The 26,569-nt window shown below is 56.8% G+C and carries 25 protein-coding genes; 14 read left to right on the top strand and 11 right to left on the bottom strand.

What is annotated here, in order from left to right:
• Nucleotides 1–26: 26 nt before the first annotated feature.
• From RMR16_RS19985 to RMR16_RS19960, 6 genes are all read left to right on the top strand, one after another.
• Entirely contained in the window at nucleotides 27–224 is a 198-nt protein-coding gene (locus RMR16_RS19985; protein ID WP_320197369.1) for a twin transmembrane helix small protein, read from the top strand.
• Nucleotides 225–239: 15 nt separating this feature from the next.
• On the top strand, nucleotides 240–827 hold the full coding sequence (locus RMR16_RS19980; protein ID WP_320197368.1) for a cob(I)yrinic acid a,c-diamide adenosyltransferase: 588 nt from the start codon (nucleotides 240–242) through the stop codon (nucleotides 825–827).
• Between the two features lie 20 nt (nucleotides 828–847).
• The gene (locus RMR16_RS19975) at nucleotides 848–1,624 is read left to right on the top strand and encodes a rhomboid family intramembrane serine protease (protein WP_320197367.1); all 777 of its coding nucleotides are present in this window, start codon (nucleotides 848–850) and stop codon (nucleotides 1,622–1,624) included.
• 181 nt (nucleotides 1,625–1,805) lie between these two features.
• Complete coding sequence (locus RMR16_RS19970; RefSeq protein WP_320197366.1) at nucleotides 1,806–2,552, top strand: electron transfer flavoprotein subunit beta/FixA family protein; 747 nt, start codon at nucleotides 1,806–1,808, stop codon at nucleotides 2,550–2,552.
• A 24-nt stretch (nucleotides 2,553–2,576) separates the two neighbouring features.
• Nucleotides 2,577–3,506 (top strand): electron transfer flavoprotein subunit alpha/FixB family protein, encoded by a 930-nt coding sequence (locus RMR16_RS19965; RefSeq protein ID WP_320197365.1) that lies wholly within the window; start codon nucleotides 2,577–2,579, stop codon nucleotides 3,504–3,506.
• A gap of 120 nt (nucleotides 3,507–3,626) precedes the next feature.
• Nucleotides 3,627–4,508, top strand: a complete 882-nt coding sequence (locus RMR16_RS19960; protein WP_320197364.1) for a 3-hydroxybutyryl-CoA dehydrogenase — start codon at nucleotides 3,627–3,629, stop codon at nucleotides 4,506–4,508.
• Here the strand turns inward: RMR16_RS19960 and tlpA are convergent, their stop codons facing one another.
• Nucleotides 4,509–5,177, bottom strand: a complete 669-nt coding sequence (tlpA, locus tag RMR16_RS19955) for a thiol:disulfide interchange protein TlpA (RefSeq protein WP_320197363.1) — start codon at nucleotides 5,175–5,177, stop codon at nucleotides 4,509–4,511.
• A 24-nt stretch (nucleotides 5,178–5,201) separates the two neighbouring features.
• Between tlpA and argH the strand changes: the two genes are divergently transcribed.
• From argH to RMR16_RS19935, 4 genes are all read left to right on the top strand, one after another.
• On the top strand, nucleotides 5,202–6,602 hold the full coding sequence (argH, locus tag RMR16_RS19950; protein ID WP_320197362.1) for an argininosuccinate lyase: 1,401 nt from the start codon (nucleotides 5,202–5,204) through the stop codon (nucleotides 6,600–6,602).
• Nucleotides 6,584–6,895 (top strand): LPS translocon maturation chaperone LptM, encoded by a 312-nt coding sequence (gene lptM / locus RMR16_RS19945; RefSeq protein WP_432355102.1) that lies wholly within the window; start codon nucleotides 6,584–6,586, stop codon nucleotides 6,893–6,895. Before argH ends, lptM begins: the two co-directional genes overlap by 19 nt.
• An 11-nt stretch (nucleotides 6,896–6,906) precedes the next feature.
• Complete coding sequence (gene lysA / locus RMR16_RS19940; RefSeq protein WP_320197360.1) at nucleotides 6,907–8,175, top strand: diaminopimelate decarboxylase; 1,269 nt, start codon at nucleotides 6,907–6,909, stop codon at nucleotides 8,173–8,175.
• A gap of 177 nt (nucleotides 8,176–8,352) precedes the next feature.
• On the top strand, nucleotides 8,353–11,010 hold the full coding sequence (locus RMR16_RS19935) for a TIGR02302 family protein (protein ID WP_320197359.1): 2,658 nt from the start codon (nucleotides 8,353–8,355) through the stop codon (nucleotides 11,008–11,010).
• Between the two features lie 101 nt (nucleotides 11,011–11,111).
• Here RMR16_RS19935 and RMR16_RS19930 read toward each other — a convergent pair whose 3' ends face one another.
• The 6 genes from RMR16_RS19930 to RMR16_RS19905 form a co-directional block, all read right to left on the bottom strand.
• Nucleotides 11,112–12,644: a metallophosphoesterase family protein gene (locus tag RMR16_RS19930; protein WP_320197358.1), complete on the bottom strand. Its 1,533-nt coding sequence runs from the start codon at nucleotides 12,642–12,644 to the stop codon at nucleotides 11,112–11,114.
• Entirely contained in the window at nucleotides 12,644–13,366 is a 723-nt protein-coding gene (ugpQ, locus tag RMR16_RS19925; RefSeq protein ID WP_320197357.1) for a glycerophosphodiester phosphodiesterase, read from the bottom strand. The genes RMR16_RS19930 and ugpQ overlap by 1 nt, the downstream gene beginning before the upstream one ends.
• A gap of 12 nt (nucleotides 13,367–13,378) precedes the next feature.
• Entirely contained in the window at nucleotides 13,379–14,488 is a 1,110-nt protein-coding gene (locus tag RMR16_RS19920; RefSeq protein WP_320197356.1) for an ABC transporter ATP-binding protein, read from the bottom strand.
• A 5-nt stretch (nucleotides 14,489–14,493) separates the two neighbouring features.
• Nucleotides 14,494–15,558 carry a carbohydrate ABC transporter permease gene (locus tag RMR16_RS19915; RefSeq protein ID WP_320197355.1) on the bottom strand — a complete coding sequence of 355 codons (1,065 nt, stop codon included), beginning with the start codon at nucleotides 15,556–15,558 and terminating at the stop codon, nucleotides 14,494–14,496.
• Nucleotides 15,558–16,469 (bottom strand): carbohydrate ABC transporter permease, encoded by a 912-nt coding sequence (locus RMR16_RS19910; protein ID WP_320197354.1) that lies wholly within the window; start codon nucleotides 16,467–16,469, stop codon nucleotides 15,558–15,560. The genes RMR16_RS19915 and RMR16_RS19910 overlap by 1 nt, the downstream gene beginning before the upstream one ends.
• 66 nt (nucleotides 16,470–16,535) lie before the next feature.
• Entirely contained in the window at nucleotides 16,536–17,909 is a 1,374-nt protein-coding gene (locus RMR16_RS19905) for an ABC transporter substrate-binding protein (RefSeq protein WP_320197353.1), read from the bottom strand.
• A 56-nt stretch (nucleotides 17,910–17,965) separates the two neighbouring features.
• Here RMR16_RS19905 and RMR16_RS19900 point away from each other — a divergent pair, with 56 nt between their 5' ends.
• Both RMR16_RS19900 and RMR16_RS19895 read left to right on the top strand, forming a co-directional pair.
• Nucleotides 17,966–19,138 (top strand): ROK family transcriptional regulator, encoded by a 1,173-nt coding sequence (locus RMR16_RS19900; RefSeq protein WP_432355098.1) that lies wholly within the window; start codon nucleotides 17,966–17,968, stop codon nucleotides 19,136–19,138.
• A 120-nt stretch (nucleotides 19,139–19,258) separates the two neighbouring features.
• Nucleotides 19,259–19,858: an iron chelate uptake ABC transporter family permease subunit gene (locus RMR16_RS19895; RefSeq protein ID WP_320197352.1), complete on the top strand. Its 600-nt coding sequence runs from the start codon at nucleotides 19,259–19,261 to the stop codon at nucleotides 19,856–19,858.
• 211 nt (nucleotides 19,859–20,069) lie between these two features.
• Here the strand turns inward: RMR16_RS19895 and RMR16_RS19890 are convergent, their stop codons facing one another.
• Both RMR16_RS19890 and RMR16_RS19885 read right to left on the bottom strand, forming a co-directional pair.
• Nucleotides 20,070–21,149: an aldo/keto reductase gene (locus tag RMR16_RS19890; RefSeq protein ID WP_320197351.1), complete on the bottom strand. Its 1,080-nt coding sequence runs from the start codon at nucleotides 21,147–21,149 to the stop codon at nucleotides 20,070–20,072.
• 106 nt (nucleotides 21,150–21,255) lie between these two features.
• Nucleotides 21,256–22,296 (bottom strand): alpha/beta hydrolase, encoded by a 1,041-nt coding sequence (locus tag RMR16_RS19885; protein WP_320197350.1) that lies wholly within the window; start codon nucleotides 22,294–22,296, stop codon nucleotides 21,256–21,258.
• 269 nt (nucleotides 22,297–22,565) lie between these two features.
• Here RMR16_RS19885 and RMR16_RS19880 point away from each other — a divergent pair, with 269 nt between their 5' ends.
• Nucleotides 22,566–23,483, top strand: a complete 918-nt coding sequence (locus RMR16_RS19880; RefSeq protein WP_320197349.1) for an AraC family transcriptional regulator — start codon at nucleotides 22,566–22,568, stop codon at nucleotides 23,481–23,483.
• 97 nt (nucleotides 23,484–23,580) lie between these two features.
• Here RMR16_RS19880 and RMR16_RS19875 read toward each other — a convergent pair whose 3' ends face one another.
• Complete coding sequence (locus tag RMR16_RS19875) at nucleotides 23,581–24,549, bottom strand: AraC family transcriptional regulator (protein WP_320197348.1); 969 nt, start codon at nucleotides 24,547–24,549, stop codon at nucleotides 23,581–23,583.
• Between the two features lie 55 nt (nucleotides 24,550–24,604).
• Between RMR16_RS19875 and RMR16_RS19870 the strand changes: the two genes are divergently transcribed.
• The gene (locus tag RMR16_RS19870) at nucleotides 24,605–25,339 is read left to right on the top strand and encodes an SDR family oxidoreductase (RefSeq protein ID WP_320197347.1); all 735 of its coding nucleotides are present in this window, start codon (nucleotides 24,605–24,607) and stop codon (nucleotides 25,337–25,339) included.
• Between the two features lie 109 nt (nucleotides 25,340–25,448).
• Here RMR16_RS19870 and RMR16_RS19865 read toward each other — a convergent pair whose 3' ends face one another.
• On the bottom strand, nucleotides 25,449–26,552 hold the full coding sequence (locus tag RMR16_RS19865) for an aldo/keto reductase (protein ID WP_320197346.1): 1,104 nt from the start codon (nucleotides 26,550–26,552) through the stop codon (nucleotides 25,449–25,451).
• Nucleotides 26,553–26,569: the final 17 nt, after the last annotated feature.

The following is a 26,569-nucleotide window of genomic DNA, read 5'->3' as shown; positions in this document are numbered from 1 at the left end:
TATAGCGTTCTTGGGAGGGTCAAAGCATGTCCAGTTTCACCATGGTTCTTTCAGTCATCGTCATGGGTCTGGTGGTGCTGGTGCTGATCCGCGGGTTGTTCAACATGCTGAAAGGCACGGACGCCAACAAATCCAACAAGCTGATGCAGCTTCGCCTTTTGTTGCAAGCCATTGCCATCATACTCATCATGTTCACCCTGTGGCTCACCGGCGGCGGGCGATAAGGGGAGCGTGGCACGATGGTCAAACTGAACAAGATATACACCCGCACAGGCGACAATGGCACGACGGCGCTGGTTTCCGGCCCGCGTCGTTCCAAAAACGATTTGCGGGTGGAAAGCTACGGCACCGTGGACGAGACCAATTCCGCAATCGGTGTTGTACGGCTTCACACGTCAGGTCTGCCCGAGCTGGACGCCATGCTGTTTCGTATCCAGAACGATCTTTTCGATCTTGGCGCAGATCTGGCCACCCCTGATATGGGTGAGGTTTTGGCTTATGAGCCACTGCGCATTGTCGAAGCGCAAGTCACGCGGGTTGAAAACGAAATCGATGCGCTGAATGCCGATCTGTCGCCACTACAATCCTTCGTGCTTCCGGGTGGCACGCCCGCTGCTGCCTATCTACATCTTGCCCGCACAATCTCCCGGCGTGCGGAACGCCAGATGGTAGAGCTGTCGCAGACGGAAGGCGAGATCGTCAGCCCGGCGGCGCTGAAATATATCAACCGTCTCTCAGATTTCCTGTTCGTCGCCGCCCGTTTTGCCAATGATGCGGCAAATTCTGACGTGCCCGACACTTTGTGGGTTCCCGGTCAGAACCGCTAACCGTTTGAGGTCGTTTTCGCATGTTCATTCCGCTGCACGATGCGAATTCGCTCAAGCACATCAAACTGCAATATGTGACGCTGTCGCTTATTGGCATCAACATACTTGTCTGGTTGCTGACGGGGGCTTTGGCCAGCGATGAAGCGGCCAATGCCGCAGCACTCGGCCTCGGCTTCATTCCCGCCGTGGTGTTTGATATTGCGTCGCTCGATCCATCCCTACAAATCGTGCCGGATGATGCAACGGTCTTCACCTACGCCTTCTTGCATTTAAACTTCTGGCATCTCGCGTCCAACATGCTGTTTTTGTGGGTGTTCGGAGACAATGTGGAAGATGCGCTCGGGCATTTCCGTTTTCTGCTGTTTTATCTGGCGTGTGCGGCAGCAGGCGCGCTGCTTCATGGTTTTGTTGAACCCACGTCCCAAGGTCCGTTGATTGGTGCGTCCGGTGCAGTTTCGGGCGTTATTGCGGCCTACTTGCTGCTACACCCCAAAGTCCGTGTCTGGGTTCTGGTTTTCATGCGCATCCCCATCCCCCTGCCCGCCTTCATTCCGCTGGCGCTCTGGGTCGGCCAACAGTTCTTCATGCTGGTATTCGGTTTTCAGGATAATGTGTCCTGGGGCGCGCATGTCGGCGGAATCATCACCGGCGCTGTGCTGGTGCTCTTCCTGAGAAGACGCGGCGTGCCACTGTTTGATCGCACGATTGTTACGCCGCGGGCCGTCGCCCATAAAAATCAGGGGCCGGAAGCGGCTGTCGTGTCGCAAACGGAACGACCTTTGGATAGCTTAAGGTGAAGATTACAACAAGGATTGAAATTTACGTTCACGTTAACGTAAGATATCCGCGAAGCGCATGAGATCATGAGCATTGCTCCGTTGAATTTGCGGGAAAAATGCGTATCCATGTCGCAACTTGATTATCAGGAGGACCGTGCGGCGTTTTGCCAGCCCGGTCAGGAGTTAAGGAAGACTGCCGATGAAGATCCTCGTCCCTGTGAAGCGTGTGGTGGACTACAACGTGAAAATCCGCGTCAAGGCGGACGGTTCCGGCGTTGAGCTTGCCAATGTGAAAATGTCGATGAACCCCTTCGACGAGATTTCCGTTGAGGAAGCTCTGCGTCTCAAGGAAGCGGGCAAGGCCGAAGAAGTCGTCGTGGTGTCCATCGGCCCGGCAAAGGCAGAAGAAACGCTTCGCACCGCACTCGCCATGGGCGCTGACCGCGCTATCCTGATCGAAACCGACGAAGCCATCGAGCCTCTGGCTGTTGCCAAGCTGCTCAGGGGCGTGGTTGATGCGGAGGCCCCCGGCCTCGTTATCGTCGGCAAACAGGCCATTGACGATGATTCGAACCAGACAGGCCAGATGCTTGCAGCGCTTTTGGGCTGGGGTCAGGGCACATTCGCCTCGAAGGTCGTACCTTCTGATGGCAAAGTTGCCGTGACCCGCGAAGTGGACGGCGGTTTGCAGACGGTGGAGTTGAAGCTCCCGGCAGTCGTCACCACCGACCTTCGCCTCAACGAGCCGCGTTATGCGTCTTTGCCCAACATCATGAAGGCGAAGAAAAAGCCGCTCGACAAAAAAACACCTGCCGATTTCGGCGTCGACATCGCACCGCGCCTGAAAGTCCTGAAGACCGAAGAGCCCGCAGGCCGCAAGGCTGGCGTCAAAGTCGGCTCCGTGGCTGAGTTGGTTTCGAAGCTCAAAGCTGACGGCGTCATCTAAGGAAAGCGAAAGGGAGACTCTACCATGGCCATTCTTCTTCTGGCAGAACACGACAACGCAACCCTTTCCGACCAGACGGCAAAGACGCTGACCGCAGCCACACAAATCGGTGGCGATGTCACCGTTCTCGTTGCTGGTTCCGGCGCAAAAGCCGCAGCGGATGAAGCCGCGAAGCTTTCCGGCGTTTCCAAGGTCTTGCTGGCCGATGACGCATCCTATGGCAATCAGCTTGCAGAGCCGCTTGCGGCGCTGATCGTTTCGCTGGCACCGTCCTATGACGTGATCATCGCGCCTGCCACCGCATCTGCCAAAAACGTCCTGCCGCGCGTTGCGGCACTTCTGGACGTTGCACAGGTTTCGGAAATCATCGAAGTCATTTCCGCCGACACCTTCAAGCGTCCGATCTATGCGGGCAACGCCATCCAGACCGTTCAGGCCAGCGATGCGAAAAAGGTCATCACCGTTCGCACGGCAACCTTCGCACCTGCGCAGGCTGGCGGTTCTGCCTCGGTTGAAGCCATTGCGACGGCTGAAAACCCCGGCGTTTCCTCCTTCGTTTCGGACGCGCTGGCATCGTCTGACCGTCCTGAACTGACATCTGCAAAAATCATCATTTCCGGTGGTCGCGCACTTGGGTCTTCGGAAAAGTTCAAGGAAGTCATTCTGCCTGTGGCCGATAAGCTGGGCGCTGCCGTTGGTGCATCCCGCGCTGCCGTCGATGCCGGGTATGCTCCCAACGACTGGCAGGTTGGCCAGACCGGCAAGGTCGTTGCCCCGCAGCTTTACATCGCCGCAGGTATTTCTGGCGCGATCCAGCATCTTGCAGGCATGAAGGACTCCAAGGTCATCGTGGCCATCAACAAGGATGAAGAAGCGCCGATCTTCCAGGTCGCCGATTACGGCCTTGTGGCTGACCTGTTCGAAGCCTTGCCAGAGCTTGAAAAAGCACTCTGATCATATCAACCATCCAAGCGGCGCGTTTTTCCAACGCGCCGCTTTCGTTTTGCGGCAATATGGGTAACATCCTTACAGATGAGCCGTGCCTCAGCAAATTTCCTATAGGAGAAACACATCATGGCCGTTCAAATTAAGAACATCGGCATTATCGGCGCCGGTCAGATGGGCTGCGGCATCGCGCATGTGTCTGCACTGGCGGGTTATAAGGTCCATATCTACGATCTCGCCAAGGATCGTATCGAAGCGGGCCTCGCCACCATCAACGGCAACCTTGCCCGGCAGGTCAGCAATGGCAAAATGGCGGATGAGGACCGCAAAGCGGCGCTGTCCCGCATTGCTGGCTCCTCCGATGTGAACGATCTTGCCGCCATGGATCTGGTGATCGAAGCCGCAACCGAGCATGAAGAAACCAAGCGCAAGATTTACGCGCAAATCTGCCCTATTCTGAAACCCGAAGCGCTGCTCGCCACCAACACCTCTTCGCTTTCCATCACCCGCCTTGCCTCCGCCACGGATCGCCCAGAACAGTTCATGGGCATTCACTTCATGAACCCTGTTCCGGTGATGAAACTGGTGGAACTGGTGCGCGGTATTGCCACAGGTGAAGACACATTCGATGCGGCCAAGGATTATGTGCGGTCGCTGGACAAGGCGATCACGGTTGCGGAAGATTTCCCGGCCTTCATCGTCAACCGCATTCTTTTGCCAATGATCAACGAAGCGATCTACACGCTTTACGAAGGTGTAGGCTCCGTTGAAGCCATCGACACCGCCATGAGGCTTGGTGCAAACCACCCGATGGGACCGCTGCAACTGGCAGACTTCATCGGTCTCGATACCTGTTTGTCAATCATGCAGGTGCTGCATGATGGTCTGGCTGACAGCAAATATCGCCCCTGCCCGCTGCTGGTCAAATATGTCGAAGCCGGATGGCTCGGTCGCAAATCGGGCCGCGGCTTTTACGATTACCGCGGCGAAGTACCGGTTCCAACGCGGTAATTATTTCGCCTTCGCAGCCGTCACCAAGGCCTTCGCATCCTCGCTGTCCCATGCGGCCGGTCCGTTCATGGAAGCGAGGAGGCAGCCATTGTCGTCGATGAGCAATGTCGCAGGAAGGCCGAAAGCAAGGCCTTCCTTTTTCAGCACATTGAACACGCCCATGGAACTATCGCGATAAAGCTTGAGCGAATCGATTCCGTATTCACTCATAAACGACTTCGGTTTTTCATCGCCGCCCGTATCAATATTGATGGTGACGACCTCGAAGTCGTCGCCGCCATTGTCCTTCTCAAGCGCGTTGAGGGCTGGCATTTCTTCCCGGCATGGCACGCACCATGTAGCCCAAAGATTGAGAAGCACCGTTTTGCCCTTGAGATCGGCTTGCGTCATCGCTGCATCCTCCGGTCCCTTGAATGACAGCGGGATGACGCGCGGACGGTCACTGGCTGACATGGCCGCGATGTGACCCTTCAAAAGCGGTTCTATGGCGGTGATGCGCTTGGCTGCACCCTCACATAAACCCGCATCCACCACCGCTGCCCCTTGAACCTGACCTTCAGACCCAATATGCCTGAACACCATCACACCCGCGCCGCAAACAATGCCGGCGACGGCAGCAATTGCAACAAGTTTGGCGGACGGAAGCCTGAGCGGCTTTTTTTCTGTCATTGAATACTCCAGGGCAGGCAAAACATGGCTGATGGTACCGAACAGAAATCTTCCAACCAGATGTGGGGCGGACGTTTCGCTTCCGGTCCTTCGGCCATCATGGAAGAGATAAATGCCTCCATTGGTTTCGACAAGAAGCTTTACGCACAAGATATCCGCGGCTCAGTGGCGCATGCCACCATGCTGGCTGCAAAAGGCATTATTTCCGGTGAAGATAAAGACAAGATCATTCACGGCCTGAACACGATCCTGTCAGAGATCGACGCTGGTCAGTTCGTGTTCTCGCGCAAGCTCGAAGACATTCACATGAACATCGAGGCCCGTCTGGCCGATCTCATCGGCCCTGCTGCTGGACGCCTGCACACCGCCCGCTCGCGCAACGATCAGGTGGCGCTCGATTTCCGCCTGTGGGTCAAGGAAGAGCTTCAGAAGACCGAAGCGATGCTGACATCGCTGATCGCGGCATTTCTGGACCGCGCCGAAGAACATGCTGATACCGTCATGCCAGGCTTCACCCATCTGCAGACGGCGCAGCCGGTCACGTTCGGCCATCACTGCATGGCCTATGTGGAAATGTTTGGCCGTGACCGCGCTCGCGTTCGCCACGCCATCGAACATCTGGACGAAAGCCCTATCGGCGCCGCCGCACTGGCCGGCACCGGTTACCCCATCGACCGCCACATGACGGCCAAGGCTCTCGGTTTCCGCGAGCCGACCCGCAACTCCATCGACACCGTTTCCGACCGCGATTTTGCGCTGGAATTCCTGTCGATTGCCTCCATCTGCGCCACACATCTTTCCCGCCTGGCAGAGGAAATCGTCATCTGGTCCACGCCGCAGTTCGGTTTCATTCGCCTGTCGGATGCCTTCTCGACCGGCTCTTCCATCATGCCACAGAAGAAAAATCCGGATGCCGCAGAACTGGTACGCGCCAAGACCGGTCGTATCAACGGCTCTCTCGTCGCCCTTTTGACCATCATGAAGGGTCTACCGCTGGCCTATTCCAAGGATATGCAGGAAGACAAGGAACAGGTTTTCGATTCGGCTGAAAGCCTTGAACTGGCCATCGCCGCGATGACCGGCATGGTTCGCGATCTGGAAGTCCGCGTCGATAAGATGCGCGCTGCTGCCGGTTCCGGTTATTCCACCGCCACCGATCTGGCTGACTGGTTGGTGCGCGAGGCAGGCCTGCCCTTCCGTGATGCCCACCATGCCACGGGCCATGCGGTTGCGCTGGCGGAACAGAAAGGCTGCGATCTGGCCGATCTGTCGCTGGAAGAATTGCAGTCGATCAATCCGGCGATTACTGCTGGCATTTTCGACGTTCTGTCCGTCGAGGCATCCGTTGCCAGCCGCACCAGTTTTGGCGGAACGGCACCTTCGGAAGTGCGCAAGCAGATCGCCTGGTGGCGCACGAAAAACTGATTGAATTGACGTTATGTCAGCATCACAAGAAACAGGGTGCACAAGCGCCCTGTTTTTCGTTATCAGGGATGCAGAGATTTCCTTTGGACAGGCCCATGCTTTCAAAAACCTTGCGTACCTTCATCGTTCCGGTCGGCGTAATGCTTGCCGTCGGCATCGCTCTTTCAGGCTGCGGCCGCAAAGGCGACATCGATCCGCCGAGCACCCCGAGGGAGCAACGCAACATTCGCTCCACCGATGGCAAGGTGCAGCCTACGCCTGAGCGGCCTTTTATTCTCGATAAGCTTCTTTAAGGTCCATTGCCGTGAACCATTTTCACTATATCGACGGCGTGCTTCACGCTGAAAACGTTCCCGTGCCTGAAATTGCCAAGGCGGTTGGAACGCCCTTCTATGTGTATTCAACGGCAACGCTGGAACGACACTACAAAGTCTTCTCGGAAGCCTTTGCCGATGTAGACGCCATGGTCTGTTACGCCATGAAGGCAAATTCCAACCAGGCCGTTTTGAAAACCTTGGCAAAGCTGGGCGCAGGTATCGATGTGGTCTCCGGCGGTGAACTGCGCCGTGCTCTGGCCGCAGGCGTTCCCGCCAGTCGCATCATGTTTTCCGGCGTTGGGAAAACCGTTACTGAGATGGATTTCGCACTGGAAGCAGGTATTTATTGCTTCAACATTGAATCCGAGCCGGAACTGGAGGTTCTGAACCTTCGCGCCATCAAGGCTGGCAAGAAAGCCCATGTGTCCTTCCGCATCAACCCGGATGTCGATGCTGGCACCCATGCCAAGATTTCCACCGGCAAGAAGGAAAACAAGTTCGGCATTTCCTATGAGCGCGCCCGTGCCGTTTACACACACGCCGCCACCCTGCCCGGCATTCAGGTCAGCGGGATCGATATGCACATCGGCAGCCAGATTACGGAATTGCAGCCTTTCGAGGCTGCCTTCCGGCTGCTGCGGCAACTGGTGGAAACGTTGCGCGGCGATGGTCACACCATCAGCCACGTCGATATTGGCGGCGGCTTAGGCATCCCTTATCGCGAAGACAACAACCCGCCACCGCTGCCGGATGCCTATGCCTATATCGTCAAAAATGAGCTGAACAGCCTCAATTGCAAGATCATCACAGAGCCGGGCCGCCTCATTGTCGGCAATGCCGGAATTCTGGTGACAGAAGTGATCTATGTGAAGGATGGCGGCGAAAAGACCTTCGTGATCGTTGATGCTGCGATGAACGATCTCATTCGCCCCACACTTTATGAGGCCTATCACGGCATTCGCCCGGTGGTGCAGCCGTCTGCCGACGCGCCACGAATCAAGGCCGATGTTGTCGGCCCGGTATGCGAAACGGGCGACTATCTGGCACTGGACCGCGAAATGGCCGCCCCTCAAGCGGGTGATCTGATCGCCGTCAGCTCGGCTGGTGCCTATGGTGCCGTGCAGGCCGGAACCTACAATTCACGCCTGCTGGTGCCGGAAGTTCTGGTGAAGGGTAACCAGTTCCACGTCATCCGCCCGCGTGGAACCTATGAAGAGCTGATAGCGCTCGACTCCGTTCCTGCATGGCTTGAGTGATATTTAAGCGATCACAATTCAGCGAATTGGCCTGAAAAGTGGGGGTGAGCGGATGCTTGCCCTCGTCTTCGCCATAAAGAGTGTTATCTTCACCGCTGTAGCACTGAATTCAATCATTGTGCCGGGCGCTGTTCCGGGAATGGCGAAATCGGGTGGCCAGACCGGGAGAACGGATTGATGACCACAGCCAAGCAGGGCGAAAACGGCGCTTTTAAAGACAGGCCAGCACTTGCGCGCCGCGTGGCGTCGAAGCGTTTTTTCGCAAAGCTTGTTCTCGTTGCTGAACATCTTGCACCCAAAACCCTGGCTCCGCTCTCCATCGCTGCCGTATTCGTCTCTTTGGCTTGGTTTGGCCTCTACCGGCAGATGCCGGATCTGCTGCGGCTGACCATCGTTTTCCTCCTCATCTTCGCGTTCATCGGTTCTCTTTTGCCCATCGTTCGGTTGAGATGGCCAACGAAGGACGAAGCCTCGCGTCTGCTGGAAGAGCGCAATAATTTGCCTCACCAACCCGTTGGCGTGCAGGAAGATGAGCCAGCGTTTGAAACACCATTTGCAAGGGCGCTGTGGAAAGAGCACCAGATCCGCATGGCGGAGCGTATCGCCGCACTTGATGCCGGTTTGCCAAAACCCGATATCGCCCGCCATGACCAGATGGCACTGCGTGCGATCCCGGCGCTGCTGGTCGTCGCCGCTTTCGGATTTTCTTTTTCCAATGGCGCGGGCGATGTGGCCGATGCGTTCCGCAATCAACCCACCAGTGGACCTGCCAACCCGGATATCCGCCTTGATGCATGGGTCACACCACCATCCTACACTGGCCGAGCGCCGATTTTCCTGACGGGCAACAATGCGGCGACGGCAGGTGCTGTGTCTTTGCCGCAATCCTCCAAGCTGACCATCCGCATGACGGGTGGCGAAGGCAATGAGGAGGTGACGTTTGAGCCGGAAGAAGCTGGCCAGCTACAGAAGCTGACGCCGGATGGCGCAGAGAAGCATGCCGCACAACGGACGGCACAGGCAACTGAGTCTGCCAATGCACCACCACTTGCGCCTCGCACTTTTTCCATGGATGTCAAGGAAAGCGGCACGGTTGAGGCGAACGGCCAGCAATGGGTGTTCAATGTTATTCCGGACAAGGCACCGACCATTGCCTTCGATAACCTGCCCCGTCGCGCTGTCAACGGCGCATTGGAAATCGGCTTCACCGCCACGGATGATTACGGCGTGCGTGAAGCTCACGCCGTGATTGAACCGATTGGCATCGAGCCGGGCGCAACGCCGCTGTATCCTGCACCGGAATTCAAGCTGGACCTGCCCCGCCAGAACCCGCGTGAAATGAAGGGTGTCACGAGCCGGAACCTGACAGAACATCCGATGGCGGGTAAAAAAGTCCGCATCACGCTGGTTGCCAGCGATGGTGCAGGACAGGTAGGCCGCAGTCCATCGCAGGAAATGATCCTGCCCGGGCGCAATTTTTCCGAGCCACTTGCCGCATCGGTTGTTGAGCAACGACAGATTTTCTCGCTTGATACACGGCAGATGCCGAAGGCTATCGCGTATAATGAAGCTGTCGTTATGCGTCCTGATGAGACCATTCCGAACACCACACATTATCTTTTGCTGAAGTCTGTGCAGACGCGCATGAGGCTCGCTTATAACGAGGCAATGCTCAAAAACACCGCTGACTATCTTTGGGAAATCGCTCTGGGGATTGAGGACGGCGATCTTTCGCAAGCAGAACAGCGGCTACGCGATGCGCAAAATGCACTTTCCGACGCCCTGGAGCGCAAGGCACCGGATGAGGAAGTTGCCAAGCTGATGCAGGAGCTTCGCGAGGCGATGAACGAGTTCATGAAGGAACTTGCGCAGCGGATGCAGAATGCACCGCAGGCCAATATGAACCAACAGGCGCAGAATACGCTGCGACAGCGCGATCTGGAAAACATGATGAACCAGATTGAAAATCTGGCCCGCTCCGGCAATCGCGATGCTGCGCAGGAAATGCTGTCGCAATTGCAGCGCATGATGAACAACCTTCAGGCAGGCAGACCCCAGCGCGGGCAGCAGGGCCAGCAACAGCAAAACAGCCAGTTGCGCCAGCAGATCGACAAGCTGGGCGAGATCATGCAGCAGCAACAAAAGCTGATGGATGAAACTTTCAAGCTTGATCAGGCCCTTCGCGACCGTATGCAGCGCGGCGACCCGCAACAGGGTGAAGAAGGCGGCGAGCAGCAACAAGGTGAAAACAACCAACAGCAACCCGGCCAACAAGGTGAGCAACAGCAGGGCCAAAACCCGACCGACCAGATGACTGCCGAACAGTTGCGCGAAGCGCTGAAAAATCTGCGCCAGCAGCAGGAAGGCCTCGGAAAACAGCTTGGTGAATTGCAAAAAGGTCTGCGCGATCTCGGCATGGAACCCGGCCAGAATTTCGGTAAAGCCGAACAGGAGATGAAAGGCGCTGGTCAGGCGCTCGGTCAAGGTAAGGGTGAGCAAGCCGTTGAAGGTCAGGGCAATGCTCTGAATGCGCTGCGCCAGGGCGCGCAGGACATGATGGGCCAGATCATGCAGGCCATGCGCCAACAGGGCCAACAGCCCGGACAGGGTCAGGAAGGCATGGTCGGCCAAGGCGGGCAGAACGGGCGCGATCCCCTAGGACGACCCCGGCCCAACAGTGGCCCGGATTTCGGCGATTCGCAGGTCAGAGTGCCAGACGAAATAGACGTCCAGCGCGCCCGCGAAATTCTCGAAGCCATTCGCGAAAAGCTGGGCAACAATCCACCCGGCGAAGTCGAGCGCCGGTACCTGGAGCGACTGCTGGATATCCAGTAACGCGTCACTCCAGCAAAAAAGGCTCGCGCCGCCCTTGCATAAACTTTTTTTCAAATCGATCAGGAGTCCGTTTGGAAACGCCGAGACGTATTTTACGCCGGCTATGGCATGTCGAGATAAGCAAAAAACAGCACCAGAAAAGCATGGCTGACGGAGCAATCTGCGACCTGTTGGAACGGCCTGAGTGCTTCTCGCAAATCCCGGTAGAAACCATCGCGACTTAGGTGCATGTGCCGCATGGTTGATCGGTCGCCTGCGCGAAGGAAATAATAGTCCTCCATCATCAAACGAAATGGTTGCAACACCACGCTCTGCCATTTTTCCATGACGGATGAGAGCCTTCTATCATTACGGAAGAGATGCTCGATCGGTCTGTCGAGGTGATCAAGCATATCAGGCGGCCAGTCGTCCGGGATATGCCTTTTCCCGACCAAGTGCAGTAAATGTGTGCGTAGGAAATCGGAATACGTCGGGCTGGCAATTAGAAAGTGGCGATCAACTTTGTCTGGCTCACCGACTTGCTGTTTATAGGCAGAGAATGCAACGTCGAAGCCGGGTGTTTCTTTCAAAGCGACGGTTTCGACGCTCACTTTATCCTCTTCGACTGCGGCAATAACGTAACCGCCCGGATAGGCAACAGGGGATGGTACCGCCAGGTTGATCAGCCCATTCAGTTCGGTCCGTCCTGCAACATGCATATGGCCGCTAAAATGCCAACGGATGCCCGCTTCCTCCAGAAGCCTCCCGCTTTTGAGCGATGGCATCCGCTCCTGCCAGTCCGGCGTACAGACGGAACGCAAATCTTCCCCCTTTCCACTTAACGCAAGCGGCAAAACGGGATAATGCGAAAACGCCAGAAGTGTCTTGCCTAGAAGGCGTGCACGTTCTGCCACATCAGCGATCCATTTCAGAATATACGGGCGTTGCGCAAGGACATGGTCCCATGCCGCATTCGACCGAACCTGCCAAACGCCATCAAGCTCGTAAAAGACATTGGCATCCAACATCAAGAGCCAGAGGCCGTTTTGCGGTTCCACAAGATAGGATGCATCGGGGCATACCGGATCGCCGCTTTGGCTATGATGTTCCAGTCCGTCCTGATCGCCGAATGGTGTTTCCCAATGATATACCCCCACAGGTCGCCGGACGCCATAATTTGCCATGGCCTCCATCGCATCGGCACTCGACATACCAAGCATTTCGGGCCTAACGATCGCTGGTGATTGCGCACGGTCATCGCTCGTCACCAAAAGAGGATTGAGACCGTCCGCCTTCGTCAGCCACTTGGCCTGATGGCGTGGCTCCAGCCCATAACAATCGTGATTTCCAAAGGTCACAAAGAAACGCAGACCGTGTGTGTGTTCGTAGAACGACAGAACTTTTTTCACCGCGGCGACAGCACCGAACTGGCCATCGTCGGAATAATCACCGAGAAGAACAACATCACGGATGCCACGCCGGACTATATCGTCCAGCACGGCAAGGAAGGCAGCGTGACTTTCGTTGAAAACACGCGTTGAAGCCATCGTGTCGGCCAGTGTTCGGAGGGCGACCTCGCCACTTGCCTGGTCCAGCGTGCCGTAACCGCCATAAAGATCATGCAGGTGAACGTCGGCCACGACTGCGATTTGCATCAGGCAGCTGCTCCACGCAGTTTGCATCGTGCGGTATCAAACAGATCGGGGCGATCAAGATTGATGTAGTCCACGCCAGCCTCGGCAATTTCGCGGTGAATTGCTGGATCATCGCCGCCGTAGTAGGTCATCACGTCGAGCCCCGCCTTGAGGCAGGCTTCCATTATACCCGGGCGACGCATTTGCTCCACAGTGATCTCGATGATCGAGGCATGATGAACCGCTCCGACCAGTGACGGCGATTTGGCGATATTCAACGTCATCATCTTGCGAAACTCCGGGGCGATGAGTTGCAGGTCACGCCGCATGTCCTCGGAAAAGGAGAAGTAAAAGGTGTCGCGCACCATGCCAAGGTCGCGCACCAGCGCAACGACCTTTGTGGGATCGCAATATTTAAGCTCGATATAGACCCCAGCGCGACCGCGCAGATGCTCCAAATAGGCATCAAGTCGCGGAACGACAGCACCCTTGAAAGCGTCGCCGAACCAGCTCCCGGCATCAAGCGCATCGATTTCTTTGGACGAGGCATGGCCCAAGGGGCCGGTACCATTGGTGGTGCGGTCCAGCGTTTCATCATGGAACACATAAAGCACGCCGTCAGCGCTCTCGCGAACATCGAGTTCAATGTAGTCCGCGCCGTGCTTCAGCGCGAGGTCGGCAGCAACAAAGGTGTTTTCCGGTGCAAAATGGTTGGCACCGCGATGGGATACGATTTTGGTCAAGAAAAAGTCCTGTCAGTTTGCTGGTTCGAGCGTTCTGGCCCGAATGCCTTGATGCGAAACATGGGCCTGAAGATCGGCAATACGGTTGCCGGAAACATCGAAGAGAAGCGTGAGGTCCGATTTGCAGGTAATGCCAACGGACACACCGGGCGCGTGACGAACAGCTTCGCCGTGCTCCAGCGCGTGGATGGGGCCAGCCGGTGTATCGATGGTGTAGAAAACTTCCCGACCCATTGGCTCGACGGTAACGATCTCACCTTTCAACGCCGCATCGGCATCCGAGACGAGCGTGATATCTTCTGGCCGCAAACCGAACGTCACCTCTCCATCATATTGGACGTTAAGGTCGAGTGATATCTCGCCGAACCGCACACGGCGACCGGCAGCTACGCCCTTCACCCGGTTCATGGGCGGCGTGCCGATGAAACCTGCGACAAACAGGTTATTGGGGCGGCGATAAAGATCGTCCGGTGTACCGATCTGGGCAATCTCGCCATTGTTCATGCAGATGATCCGGTCCGCCATGGTGATCGCTTCGATCTGGTCATGGGTCACGATCAGCGTGGTGAAGCCGAGCCGCTTCTGAATACTTTTCAGTTCTGCCCGCATGGTGATGCGCAAGGTGGCATCGAGGTTGGAGAGCGGTTCATCCAACAAAAGAATGTTCGGCTCTTTCACCAGTGCACGCGCAAGCGCCACACGCTGCTGCTGTCCACCGGAAAGTTGTGATGGGCGACGCTCGAGCAGTGCGCTGATCTGCACGAGGCTTGCTGCCTCCTCCACGCGCTTTGCCACCTCATCCTTGCCCATGGTTTTGAAGCGCAGCGGAAAAGCGATGTTTTCGCGTACCGTCAGGTTTGGATACAGCGCGTAGGACTGAAAGACGATGCCGACATTGCGATCACGCGCATCGATGCGGTTGACATTGTGGCCGTCGAAAGCGATCTGGCCGCCCGTTGGGGCGTAAAGACCGGCAAGAAGAAACAAGGTTGTCGATTTTCCGCAGCCGGATGGGCCGAGGATCGCGACGAACTCGCCATCCTCTATGGTCAGGTTCATCGGCTTGAGAACCTGGGTTTCGCCCCAGCTCTTTGTGACTTTATCGAGAGTGATTTTGGCCATAGCGATTATCCCTTGATCCCGCCGAAGCTCATCTGGGTGATGTACTTCTGCGTGAAGGTGTAGAGGAGCAGTACAGGCAGGAGATAGATGATGCCGACAGCGGCGATCATGCCATAGTCCGCGCCCATATTGTCCTGTGCGACGAAGAAGAGGTAGAGGCTCATTGTCATCTGGCTTTTGTCGATGAGCAGCGTCTGGACGAACACATATTCTTCCCAGCCCCTCAGGAATGTGAAGGTGGCAACGGCGATCAAACCGCCGCTGATCTGCGGCAGCACGATCATGCGAAAGGCCTGAGAGCGGGTGGCGCCATCGGTCACGGCGCTCATTTCGATATCCCACGGAACGTTGTCGAAAAAGCTTTTGAGCACGAAGATGGCGAACGGCAGTTCCAGCGCACTCATGACCAGCACAACGCCGGTCAGATTGTTGAGCAGGCCCATATAGTGAAGCTGGATGAAAATCGCGACTGTCAGCGCCAATGCAGGAAAGGCGTGGAGCATGAGCAGACCGCGCAGGAAACTCTCGCGCCCGGCAAAAGCGAAGCGCGACAACGCATAAGCCGCGGGAGTAGCCACCAGTGTGACGATAACCGTCTGGCTGACTGCAAATATGATCGAGCTTCCCATCGCCGTCCAAATCGAGGGCATCAGGTCCATGCGGGTCGTACCGGTTCCGGCAATGTCGCGTTTCCACAGGAAGCGATAATTTTCGACGGTCAAATACGGTGCAAGGAAAATCGCCACGAGAACGACGATCACAATGCCAAGCGCCATCCAGGAAAGGGCCGGCTTACGCAGCCTGTCAGCGAGAAACGCAAGAGCAATCGCACCGAGATAAGCAACGCCTGCAATGGCAGATGTGCGCCACAGAACAATCCTGCTGACAGCTTCGTCCGATGAGGTCAGCGATTTCACCAGCAGCCACAGATAGGGCAGCAGAACCGGAACGGAAACAATCGTCAGGAAGAGGATGATCGCCGAGAGAAATCCGGCTCTGTTGACGGTACTGCGGCGTTCAAGGCGCAGCCATTCAGCAGAAGAAACGGTGTTGGGTTGGGCAAGCGTCATCACAACACCTCGATCTTTGGAGCGGCGAAGGTGGAGCGCATGTTGGTAACACGCCATTGAAGAAGGGTTACGGCAACGCCGATCACCATCAAACCAAGCGCCAGTGCCGCGCCATAGGCATAAGCGCCGTTTTCAAAGGCGCGACGGTAGATGTAGAGCGCGTAGGGTGTGGAATCGTAGACCGGACCACCACCGGTGATGAGCAGGATATATTCGTACGTCGTCATCAGAGAAAGCGCCTGATAGATCGTGATAAACCGAATGGGCTGCGAGAGCGCTGGTGCCACAATATGACGCAGAACGCCCCATTCGCTGGCACCATCGACACGCGCCGCATTGGCTAAATGCGCGGGAATCGAGCGGATTGACGAGGTCAGAATGACCATGGCAAAGGATGCGCCGACCACACCATTTGCAAGGATGATGAGGAACAGCGGAAAGTCATTGCGAAGATTTATCGGCGGCAACCCGAACGTGCTGGTGACCTGATTGAGCAAACCTGACGGCGACGGATCGGCAATCCATATCCACAAAATACCATAGAGTACGGCCGGGCTCATACGGGGCAAAAGCCACAGTCCCCGGAAGAAATTGCCGAGCCTGTCGGGTATCGCAGTGGACGTCATCGCCAACAGCGCACCGAGGCCGATGTTGAAGATAAACAGCGTTGCGGTGACGTAGATCAGTGTCGTCAGCAGCACCATCGGCATACGTGAATCACGCTGGACGATGCGTTCAAAGTTTTGCAGCGTAAATTGTCCAACGCGCAGATTGGCACCCATATCGGTGAACGCGATGACAGCGTTGACGACGATGGGCGCGAGGAAAAAGACGGCAAGCAGCGCGATAGCTGGCGCAAGATAGAGCATCGGCCGTGCCGGGCGGTGCGCTCGGAGCTGGTATTGGGACATTGTGAAGACCAGTGAAAAAGAGGTGCCGCCCGGCAACAACCCGGGCGGCAGGGAAAGGCTTGAAGATCAGTTGCTGGCTGTTTCGCGGATTTCGATATCTTTACCGAATTGCAATTCAAGCTCATCGGAAATGAAGTCGACAGCCTGGGCAGCGGTCATCTTGCCTGTCTCAACGGCCTGCAAACCGCTAAACAGCACCTTGTTGTAGCTGCCGAACTGTGTGTGGTTGGGAACGAACTTGGCATGTTCCATCATGGGCGACGCGGCTGACAGCACCCAGTTGTCCTTGTACTCTGGCATAGCCGTCTGCGCGTTGCTGATGGCCGTGTGGTAGGATGTCACGGCATGCTCGTTGTTGAAATACGGGAGGGTTGCCAGCGCGACGAGGTCAGCCGCGATATCGGCATTCTTGCTCTTGGCGTTGACCGTATAGAGCAGCGGGTGGGAAAGGTTGGCTGGCTTGCCGCCCTTTTCAGCTGCGGGTGCAGGGATCCAGCCGATCTTGTGGAAATAACCGTCCTTGTCGGTCGGCCACGTCGCACCGTTCTTTTCACCCACCTGCCAGGCAACCGCCCAAACACCCTGATGGAACACAAAGGCCTTTTCCTGCTTGAAGGCACCCTGGATTGCTTCCCAGCTCATGGCAGTATTGTCGACGGGGGTTACACCCTGCTTGGCATTGCGTTCATACCAACCCAGCGCCTTGGTCATTTCGGCCTTAGGGAAAACTAGCTTGCCGGTCTTTTCATCTATGAATTTCACGCCGTAAGACTGAAAGACCATCAGGTAGTCGATGCCGACATTTGGCCGGTGCAGCATGCCGTATTGAGCGGCTTTGCCATCAACGACTTCCTTGGACAACGCGGTCAAATCATCAAGCGTAAACTCACCCGCTTCGACTTTGGCTGGCAGACCTTCAATGAACGCTTCATCCTTGCCAATTTTGCGCAACATGTCCTTGTTGTAGAAGAACATGCGGATTTCAGCGTCCTGAGGCACGCCATAAATCTTGCCGTCCTTGGCCTTGGCAGAGTTCCACAGAACCGGAAGGATATCGCCATACACCCAAGGATTAGCGGCAATCCGCTCGTCCATCGGCAGCGCGTAGCCATCCTCGGCAAACTGGCCGATCCACTCGTGCGGCAGGACGTAGATATCCGGACCTTGGCCGACGGAAAACGCCTTCAAGGTTTCCAGCGCCAGATCATCCCAGCCTTTCACAGTGCTATTGTTCGATTCTATGACGATGCGCTTGTCGACCCCTGCGGACTTGAACTGCTCGTTCATGATCTTTGCCGCACCTTCGATGTTGGTGATGCGACCCGGCGCAGTGCGCTCGGCAAGTGTAGAGAGCTTGATCGTGATGTCCTCGGCATAGGCTACCCCGGCGACAAGCGAAGAGATCGCAACGGAAGAAAGAAGGGTAAAAAATTTGTTCATAGCGGTTGATCCGGTTGAAAGTGATTATTTAATTAAGTTGCTTAAGTAATAGATTTATGACATCGCCGTTTAAATATTTGGAGGAGGTGCCGGTGCTGAAACAACATCCGCTGTCGGTGGGCATCGGCGACACACAGGCAGCAGTGATCAATCATCTTCGCCGCAAGGGTGCAGCGTCGCGTGCGGAAATCGCAGAATTTTGCGGCGTAACACCCGCAGCTGTGAGCATGATGGTCCGCGATCTGATCAAACGGGGAATTATTATAGAAGGCGCAAGACGCCATGGCGGGCGCGGCGCTCCCCACATCGATCTAATGCTCCAAAGCAATGTCGGCTATGCGCTGGGCGTCCACGCCAATCACTACTCACTCACGCTGACACTGCTGGATTTTTGCGGAAAACGGATCGGTGAGCATCGTCTGGAGGGACCCTACAAGACATTCTACGACATTCAAACCACCATAGATGGTGTCAAGACCAGCCTATTGGCGTCGTGCGATGTCGATGAGAGCTTGCTGTTAGGCGCGGGCATCGCCATGCCGACCCGATTTCGTCATGGCGCGACCGGCCTGGATCTTGCTGAAGAAGTGATCTCCTGGGCAGGCTCCGATCTCGCGTCTTCCCTGAACGCGAAACTCGGGTGTGCGGTGTTGATTGAAAACGACGCCAATGCAGCCGCCATGGGTGAGCTTGCCCTTGGGAACGCTGCCGAACACGACAATTTTGCGTATCTTTATCTTTCCGAAGGCATCGGCAGCGGCATCATCATCGACAAGGAACTTTACCGCGGCAGCCTGGGCAATGCCGGGGAAGTGGGTGCATTGCGCTCGCGCGGACTGTCACGTCCATCATTTGAAGATTTGGCGGACTGGTGCAATGAGCATGTGGGCTACATACCCAAAGGCCGCTCTTGCGAACAATGGGCGGTCTATCTCGAAGACAACATGACCGTCCTGAACGCATGGCTTGAGCGAGCAGGCCCACAGACGGCCCGGCTTGCCTTTATGATAGCAGCCGTTCTGGCGCCGTCGGCGATCTTTATCGGGGGAACGCTACCACGCCTTGTTCGCGAGCGGCTTGCCCAATGGCTGGATTTCGACTGGAGTAAACCTTTCGAGGGAGGCCGTGTCCTGCAACCCACTATTTTGATTCCCGAAATTGCAGCCGCGGATACCGTGGCATTCGGAGCTGCGGCTATGATCCTCCATAATTTGCCCAATTCCTCCTAACGGTAGCCGTAGCTTTTCCGGCATCGTAGCTCTTGGTATTCCATCGGGGATGAGGAGCGACCTCCACCGAAACAGAATAAGATCGCCAAACACTCTCTATGAGAGATTCTCTAAGTCTGCATGACAATGATTGCAATTGCCGCACGCCGCCAACTGTCTGCCGAACGGCTGCTTTTATCCGGCATTGCCATGAGCGCCATCTCGATGGCCATAGTCTCCATCGTTCTCGCACAAGGCGATATGCGATCCTTCATCCTCTTGATGTGGATGGCAGGCTCGACAAATCGAGCAGGTGTTTTCGAAGCCTGGACAGCCATGATTGCACTTGCCCTATTCGCTGCCCCACTCTTTTTCATGAGCCGTTGGCTTACCATCCTGCCACTTGGCGGGGTGGTATCGAAGTCTATCGGCATCGGGCTTATCTCATCCAGATTTGCGCTCGCGGTACTCGCCGCGTTGATGACAGCTGTGGCCTCTTTCCTCGTCGGGCCGCTGAGCCTTGCAGGACTGGTCGCGCCGCATCTTGCCCGTCTCATCGGGTTGGCCAACGTGCGACAACAGCTGTTCGCCTCGCTGATGATCGGCTCGGCCATGCTCATCAGCGCAGACTGGTTATCTCGCGTCGTGATCTATCCCTATCAAGTCCCGGTCGGTGTGTTCGCTGCGTTGATAGGTGGGCCCTATCTCCTCTGGCTAACGGCACGGAGGGGGAAGTCATGAATTGCCCGGCGTGAAGCTGGAACGAGACCACGCAAGCAGAACACCTCGCCGCCATGAGGATAGCGGCCAAGCCATTCCTGTATCTTTCGCGCCAGACTATTCATATCGCACCAAATATCCGTCCGCTTTTGTCGAGGGTGCGTTTTTTCATATCTACGTCACACCCCAAAACATCTCTCGTTGTTGGTCTCGAGCACAGAACGGTCAGTCTTCAGTAGGGTTTCTCGCCGACCTGCATAATAAACGGCAACACCGGTGCATCAACACCATTCACACTCGTGCCACCGTGGTGGATGGAGCCGAAGAGCGGCTGCATATTCTGCGGGAAGCCGAACGCCGGCTTGGTGAGCGTGTCGAGATGTGCGAAATCGTCTGCGGTCAGCTTGACGTCGAGCGCCTTGACATTGGCCTCCAGTTGCGTGAGCCGACGTGCGCCTATGATCGTCGATGTCACACCCGGTTGCCTCTGTACCCAGGCTAGGGCGATTGCCGCGACGGACGTGTCGTGCGCCTTGGCGAGAACCTCCAACTCGTCAACGAGCGCGTAGGTCTTTTCGCTCAATGAAACGAGGGCGCCGCGATCGGCTTTTAGATGACCGTCATTGTTTCGCGTATATTTTCCGCTGAGCGCGCCGCCCTTGAGCGGGGACCATGGTGTGATGCCAAGGCCGAGTTCGCTCGCCATCGGCACCAGCTCTGCCTCGACGGACCGCTCGAGCAGGGAATATTCGATCTGCAACCCGATGAACGCCGACCAGCCGCGGAAGTACGCCATGACGTTGGCCTGTGCGACCTTCCACGCCGGGGTATCCGATACGCCGATATACCGCACCTTGCCAGCGCGCACGAGATCGTCGAGCGCGGCAAGTGTTTCGTCGATGGGTGTGTGAACATCCCAGTTGTGGAGCCAGTAGAGGTCGATATAGTCTGTCCGCAGGCGTCGCAGAGACTGCTCGCAAGCGGCAACGATCGATTTACGCCCGGATCCGCCGCCGTTCGGATCACCGGGGTAGAGGTTGCTGCTGAACTTCGTGGCGATGACGAGGCGATCACGCTTGGCCGGGTCATGGCCGATATGGTCACCGATAATCTTCTCGGAATGGCCCTTCGTGTAACCATTCGCTGTGTCGATGAAGTTGCCACCGAGATCGATAAACCGGTCAAGAATCTGCTGCGATTCCTCGACGCTCGAACCCCAGCCGGCATCCTCGCCGAAAGTCATCGCGCCCAGGCATAGAGGACTGACCCGAAGGCCGGAGCGGCCAAGCGTTACGTACTTATCGAGTGCCATGGTTCTGTTCTCCAAGTTTGGTTATCTTTGAAAGCCGCCATCAAGCCAAAGCGGCGCGTCAAGCGGCGGCCTCAGGCGGGTACGCAATATGCAGGCGTTTGACTGATCAGGCACTCAGATTGGCGCGGAAAAACTCGGTAAGCTTTGCGGCTGCCGGCGTGACATATTGTGGCTTGTCGTAGAGATCGACATGGGTGGCGCCCTCGATCCAGAACAGTTCCTTCGGCTCCTGCGCGAGCTCGATAGCTTCCTCGCCCATCCACTTGCTCGACGCCTGCGTGCCGACGATCATCAGAAGCGGCCGTGGTGAGATGGTATCGATGAAGTGGAAACCATCGACCACCGCTGTGCGGTCAATGCTGCTCCAGGTAAATTCTTTCGCCGACCGGGGGTGCTTTCCACGATCCTTATAATAATCCCAACCATCCAGCGTCATCGCATCGATGGCGCGCGCTTCCTCTCTGGTGTCCGGCAGGATTGTAAACGTTTTGACGCCCTCTCCGCGGGCTTCGGCGGCGCGAGCCTGTGCAGCGGCTTCCAGCAGGCCAAGGAATACTGCGGGGTCTTGCTTACCGTCAGCGCCGTAGCGATGCCACCGGCCCAGATCGACGCCGCTCACTGTAGCAACTGCCTTTATGCGCTGGTCACTGACGGCAGCCGGAACGACATATCCGCCAGAGGCACAGATTCCGAGGACGCCAATGCGTTCGGGGTCAACATCGGCGCGCACGCTGAGAAAGGACACGGCATCCTTGAATTCCTCGGCCCGGCGTGCCGGATCTTCTAGACCACGTGGCAGCCCTTCGCTTTCACCTTGGGTTGCAGTGTCGAAGGCAAAGGTAATGAACCCTTGTTCCGCCAGGCGCTGGGCGTAAAGACCTGCCGTCTGCTCCTTCACGCCACTTGCCGGGTGGCCGACGATAATCGCTGGATGCTTGCCCGCAGCAAGGCCGTCGGGAATGTAAAGATTGCCAGCGAGGCGGACACCGCCGCTGTTGAAGCTTAAATCGATCTTCACAATTTTCTCCTGTTTTCTGTCATTGGCCAGTGTCGACGCTGCTCCGGTAGATGGAGCGGCGACCAGCGACGATGCCCCCGCGAGCGCGGCGGCAGTCATCAGGTTTCGACGTGTCAGTTCATGCTTCATGCCAAGCTCCTTGCTCAAGTTGAGGCACCACGGGTGCTTGCAGCCTATTCGATGTCGGGTTCGACCCTGCTAGATGGAGTAGACCAACCCGGGAATTCTTCTGAGAAACCCTCTGAGCGCTGCGCTGGATGTTCCGCGAATACAGGTCAGCTTAGACCACATTCGAGAGCCGCAACGGTATATCGATCCTGCCAAATTGATGCACAATCCCACCAACCTCATTGAAAATCGGCATGTGACAACGATGTGTAAACCTGCGATAACAGGCTATGACGATACTTGCACTTGATGAATTACGGGCTCTCATAGAGCGACATGCCAGTTCGGATGCGAAGCCGATACGCGGGATGCCCGGCCTTATGTTTGGGTTCGAACATGGGCCGACACCGCCTTGCGAGCTTGTCGTGGAACCCGTGTTTTCGCTTGTTGCCCAAGGCGCCAAGCGCGTCGAGGTGGGAAAGCAGACGTTCGAGTATCGCACTGGCCAGTTCCTGATCGTGTCAGTCGATCTGCCGGTTGATGCCTATGTCGTTGAGGCCACCCCCGACAAACCGTGTCTCGGATTTGGCATAAAGCTCCGGCCTGAAGCAATCTCGAGCTTGCTGCTGGAATCAGGTGCGCCGCGAACATTTGGCGATGATCGACCAGGTATCGCTATCAGTGATCTGTCGAGCGATCTCGTGAGTTCGGTCGTTCGGCTGCTGAGCTTGCTGGATCGTCCGTCCGATATTCCCGTTCTCGCTGCTTCTCTCGAGCGGGAGATTTTGTGGCGATTGATCAACGGTCCCCAAGGCGCGATAGTTCGCCAAATCGGACTCGCAGATAGTCGCATGTCACAAGTCGGGAGGGCGGTCCGCTGGTTGCGAGAGCATCTCGCCGAAACCATCCGGGTCGAAGAGCTCGCTGAAATTGCCGGAATGAGCGCCACATCGCTGCACCGGCACTTCCGCGTGATCACGTCGATGACTCCGATCCAATATCAGAAGCAACTCCGCCTGCAAGCGGCACGGGCACGTCTGCGGGCAACACGGGTCGATGTCGCCGAGGTCGGTTTCGCTGTCGGCTATGATAGCCCCTCCCAGTTCAGTCGAGAGTACAGGCGAATGTATGGGAAGCCGCCTGGCCAGGATGGAGCGGAATTGCGCACAGCCTCATCGACTGTGGGTGTTTCGCGCCACGGCTCATAGGTGGAGCTATGGATTGGCGTTGCCACTACTACATCGTCCCACTTGTCGTAAAGAATATCCAGGGGCTTCAAAGTCGTCAGTCAGGTGCAACAAGCCGCTAGGTTCGGATCAGGTCCGACGCGGCAGGCTCAGGCATCCAGTGGAGGCTCGCCTGCTTTGGAGAATAGCCAAAGGCCCGTTTGAACGCGTGGCCAAAAGCACTTTGCGAGAGATACCCGACGTCGAGCGCAATTCTCGCAGTGTCGCCGCCTGGCTGCTTCAAAAGCTGCCGGGCCCGCAACATCCGCCACTGGGTGAGGTAGTCGAGAGGCGGTCGTCCGACACGCTCCGCGAAGCGCGCTGAGAAGGCAGAGCGCGACATACCAACACGAGCGGCCAGCGAAGCGACGGTCCATGGATGACGTATTTCGCCATGCATAAGGCGAAGAGCCCCACCGATGTGCGGATCAGCGAGTGCGCCAATCCAACCGACACACCCTGCGCCCTGTTCGGCAACATAAGCGCGGATCGCCTCGACGACCAAAACCTCGGCAAGTCTTGTGGTGACAAGCGCTCCACCGATATGGCCGCGGCCGAGTTCCGCATCCAGAAGATCCAATGTCCGCGAAACGGCCGAGGCTGCCTCCGAGGTCCTGTCTAGCCGCAAAAATCCGGGAAGCGCATCAATCACAAAGCTGGCCTCAGGGGCGGCAAAGGTGATGCTCGCACCCATCAGGACCGTGTCGTTCCCACCAAGTCGCACAACCGTGCAGCCTGGCTCTGCGTACAGGGGCGCACCGTCGATTGGCTCGATCTTGGGGTCGCTTGCTATGGAGTGGGCCGAACTGCCGAGAAGGAAGACATCTCCGCTCCTCAGCCTCTGCGGAACCTGACCGGGCACCATTATCCAACACTCGCCCCGTAGCAGGGCGACGAGCTTCAACCTCTCCTTTTTCGGAAAAGAGAGAGCCCATTCCCCGGCAGCTTCGAGACGGGTCCGGCCACCACTGCGTGCACCGAGAACGATGAGCACTTCTGAGAGCGGGTCTGACGGCGTTATGGACGAATGCGATAAAACCATGGTCATTCAAACATAGATCATCCAGCGCGCAAAGGCTAGATTTATCTAAAAGGAGATCGATATGAGTATCACGGACAAGGTTGTTGTAATCACCGGGGCGGGCGGCGGAATGGGCAAGGCCACGGCAATCCATCTGGCAGACTTAGGAGCACGGGTCGTGCTTGGCGCACGACGGGAAGACCGCATCGCCGCGGTTGTTACCGAAATAAAGAGTAGGGGAGGCCAAGCCGCTTATCTCAAAACGGATGTCACCAAGCGCGACGATCTTACCGCACTTGTCGACCTCGCGGTTAGCGAATTTGGCCAAATGGATGTTATCGTCAACAACGCGGGTGTTGGTCCGCTGTCGCGCTTCGATGCTTTGCGCGTCGATGAATGGGATCAAATGATTGATGTGAACGTCAAAGGCGTTCTCTATGGAATTGCCGCCGCACTTCCGGTGTTCGAGAGACAACAGAGCGGCCATGTCATCACCGTTGTTTCGACCGCTGGTCTGAGGATCGTTCCCAAGATGGGTGTATATGCCGCAAGCAAGAATGCTGTCCGTACACTCATGGAGGCGCTGCGGCAGGAGTCGGGGCCAAACATTCGGGTGACTGAGATTTCGCCGGGCGCAATCCAGACCGAATTCCTGGATACCGTGGCCGATGAGGCCGAGCAGACACGCCTAAGAGAATGGTCTGACAGGATCGCAATCCCTGCGAAGTCGATCGCGCGCGCAATTGCCTTTGCAATCGAGCAACCAGCCGACGTTGAAATCGGCAGCATCGTCGTCCGACCAACTGCTCAGGAGTGAGCGGTCGGCGGTCAGAGACGGTACCGGGGAAGCGCCCTCTCGCGGTCTTCGCACTGGAAACCACAGACGCCATCAAGTGCAGGACGCGTACACGTGGCTTTGATCTGCCTTAGTCTATGTGCCACCTCCGCACCTGCTGCCCGCCGAACACCATTTCAGTCGGCATCTGGAAGATAAAATAGGGATTCAGGACCGGCAACGCCGTCGCCTGCTCCAGCCGTTGCAGATGTTCGTCCTCCAGCATCACATCAAGGGAGGCGATGTTCTGGGTGAGTTGATCTACCCTGCTTGCACCGATCAGCACCGAGGAAATGCCGGGGCGTTTCGTGACCCAAGCCAGCGCAACCTCCGCCGGCGAGCGGCCAACCTCGGATGCCACGGCCTTGAGGGCATCGACGACGTCGAAGTTGCGGTCTGTGAACAACATGCCGCCAAACGGATTATCACCATTAAGGCGTCCGTCGCTTTCGCTTTCGGTCGCAGATCCGGCCTTGTCTGGCAGTCCAGTGGCACGGCCAGCGTCGCTGATCTTATCGCGACCATATTTCCCCGTCAGCAGGCCAGCCGCAAGCGGGCTCCACGGCACCATGCCTAAACCAAATTCGGCACCGGCGGGTATGAGATCCAACTCGATTCCACGGTCGATCAGCGAGTACGCATATTGCAAGCCGATCGGCTTTGGCAGCCCATGCGCCTCGGCGAGCGTCGCGACCTTCGCTACATACCAGGCGGGGGTGTTGGAAAACCCGTAATGCAGTATTTTGCCAGACCGGACTGCGTCGGCCAGCGTTTGTAGAACTTCGTCGGCTGGCGTTGTTCGGTCCCAAACATGCATCCAGTACATGTCGATGTAATCTGTTTTCAGCCGTCTAAGCGATCCTTCAATGCCCATGCGGATGTTCTTGGCACCGTTACCGCCCCACAAGGGTGTGCCCTGCCCGCGCGGAAAACCGGATTTGGTTGCTACAACCAGCCGATCGCGTGTTCCGCTGTCGGAAAGGAACGTGCCAAGCATTTCCTCGCTATGGCCCGCGGAATAGACATCCGCAGTATCGATGAAATTGCCACCGGCTTCGACATAGGCATCGAATAGTGCGCGCGCGGTTTTGTCGCCAGCACCCCAACGTTCAGCGCCAAAGGTCATGGTGCCGAGCGCCAGCGGACTGACGATCAGGCCGGATTTACCGAGCGTGCGATAACTGGTGAGATCCATAGGTCTTCTCCATCATT

This window comes from Agrobacterium sp. rho-13.3 (assembly GCF_033957765.2).
Classification (GTDB): Bacteria; Pseudomonadota; Alphaproteobacteria; order Rhizobiales; family Rhizobiaceae; genus Agrobacterium.
The sequence above is the reverse complement of the archived record's forward strand: the minus strand, read 5'-3'. Positions and strand labels throughout refer to the sequence as shown.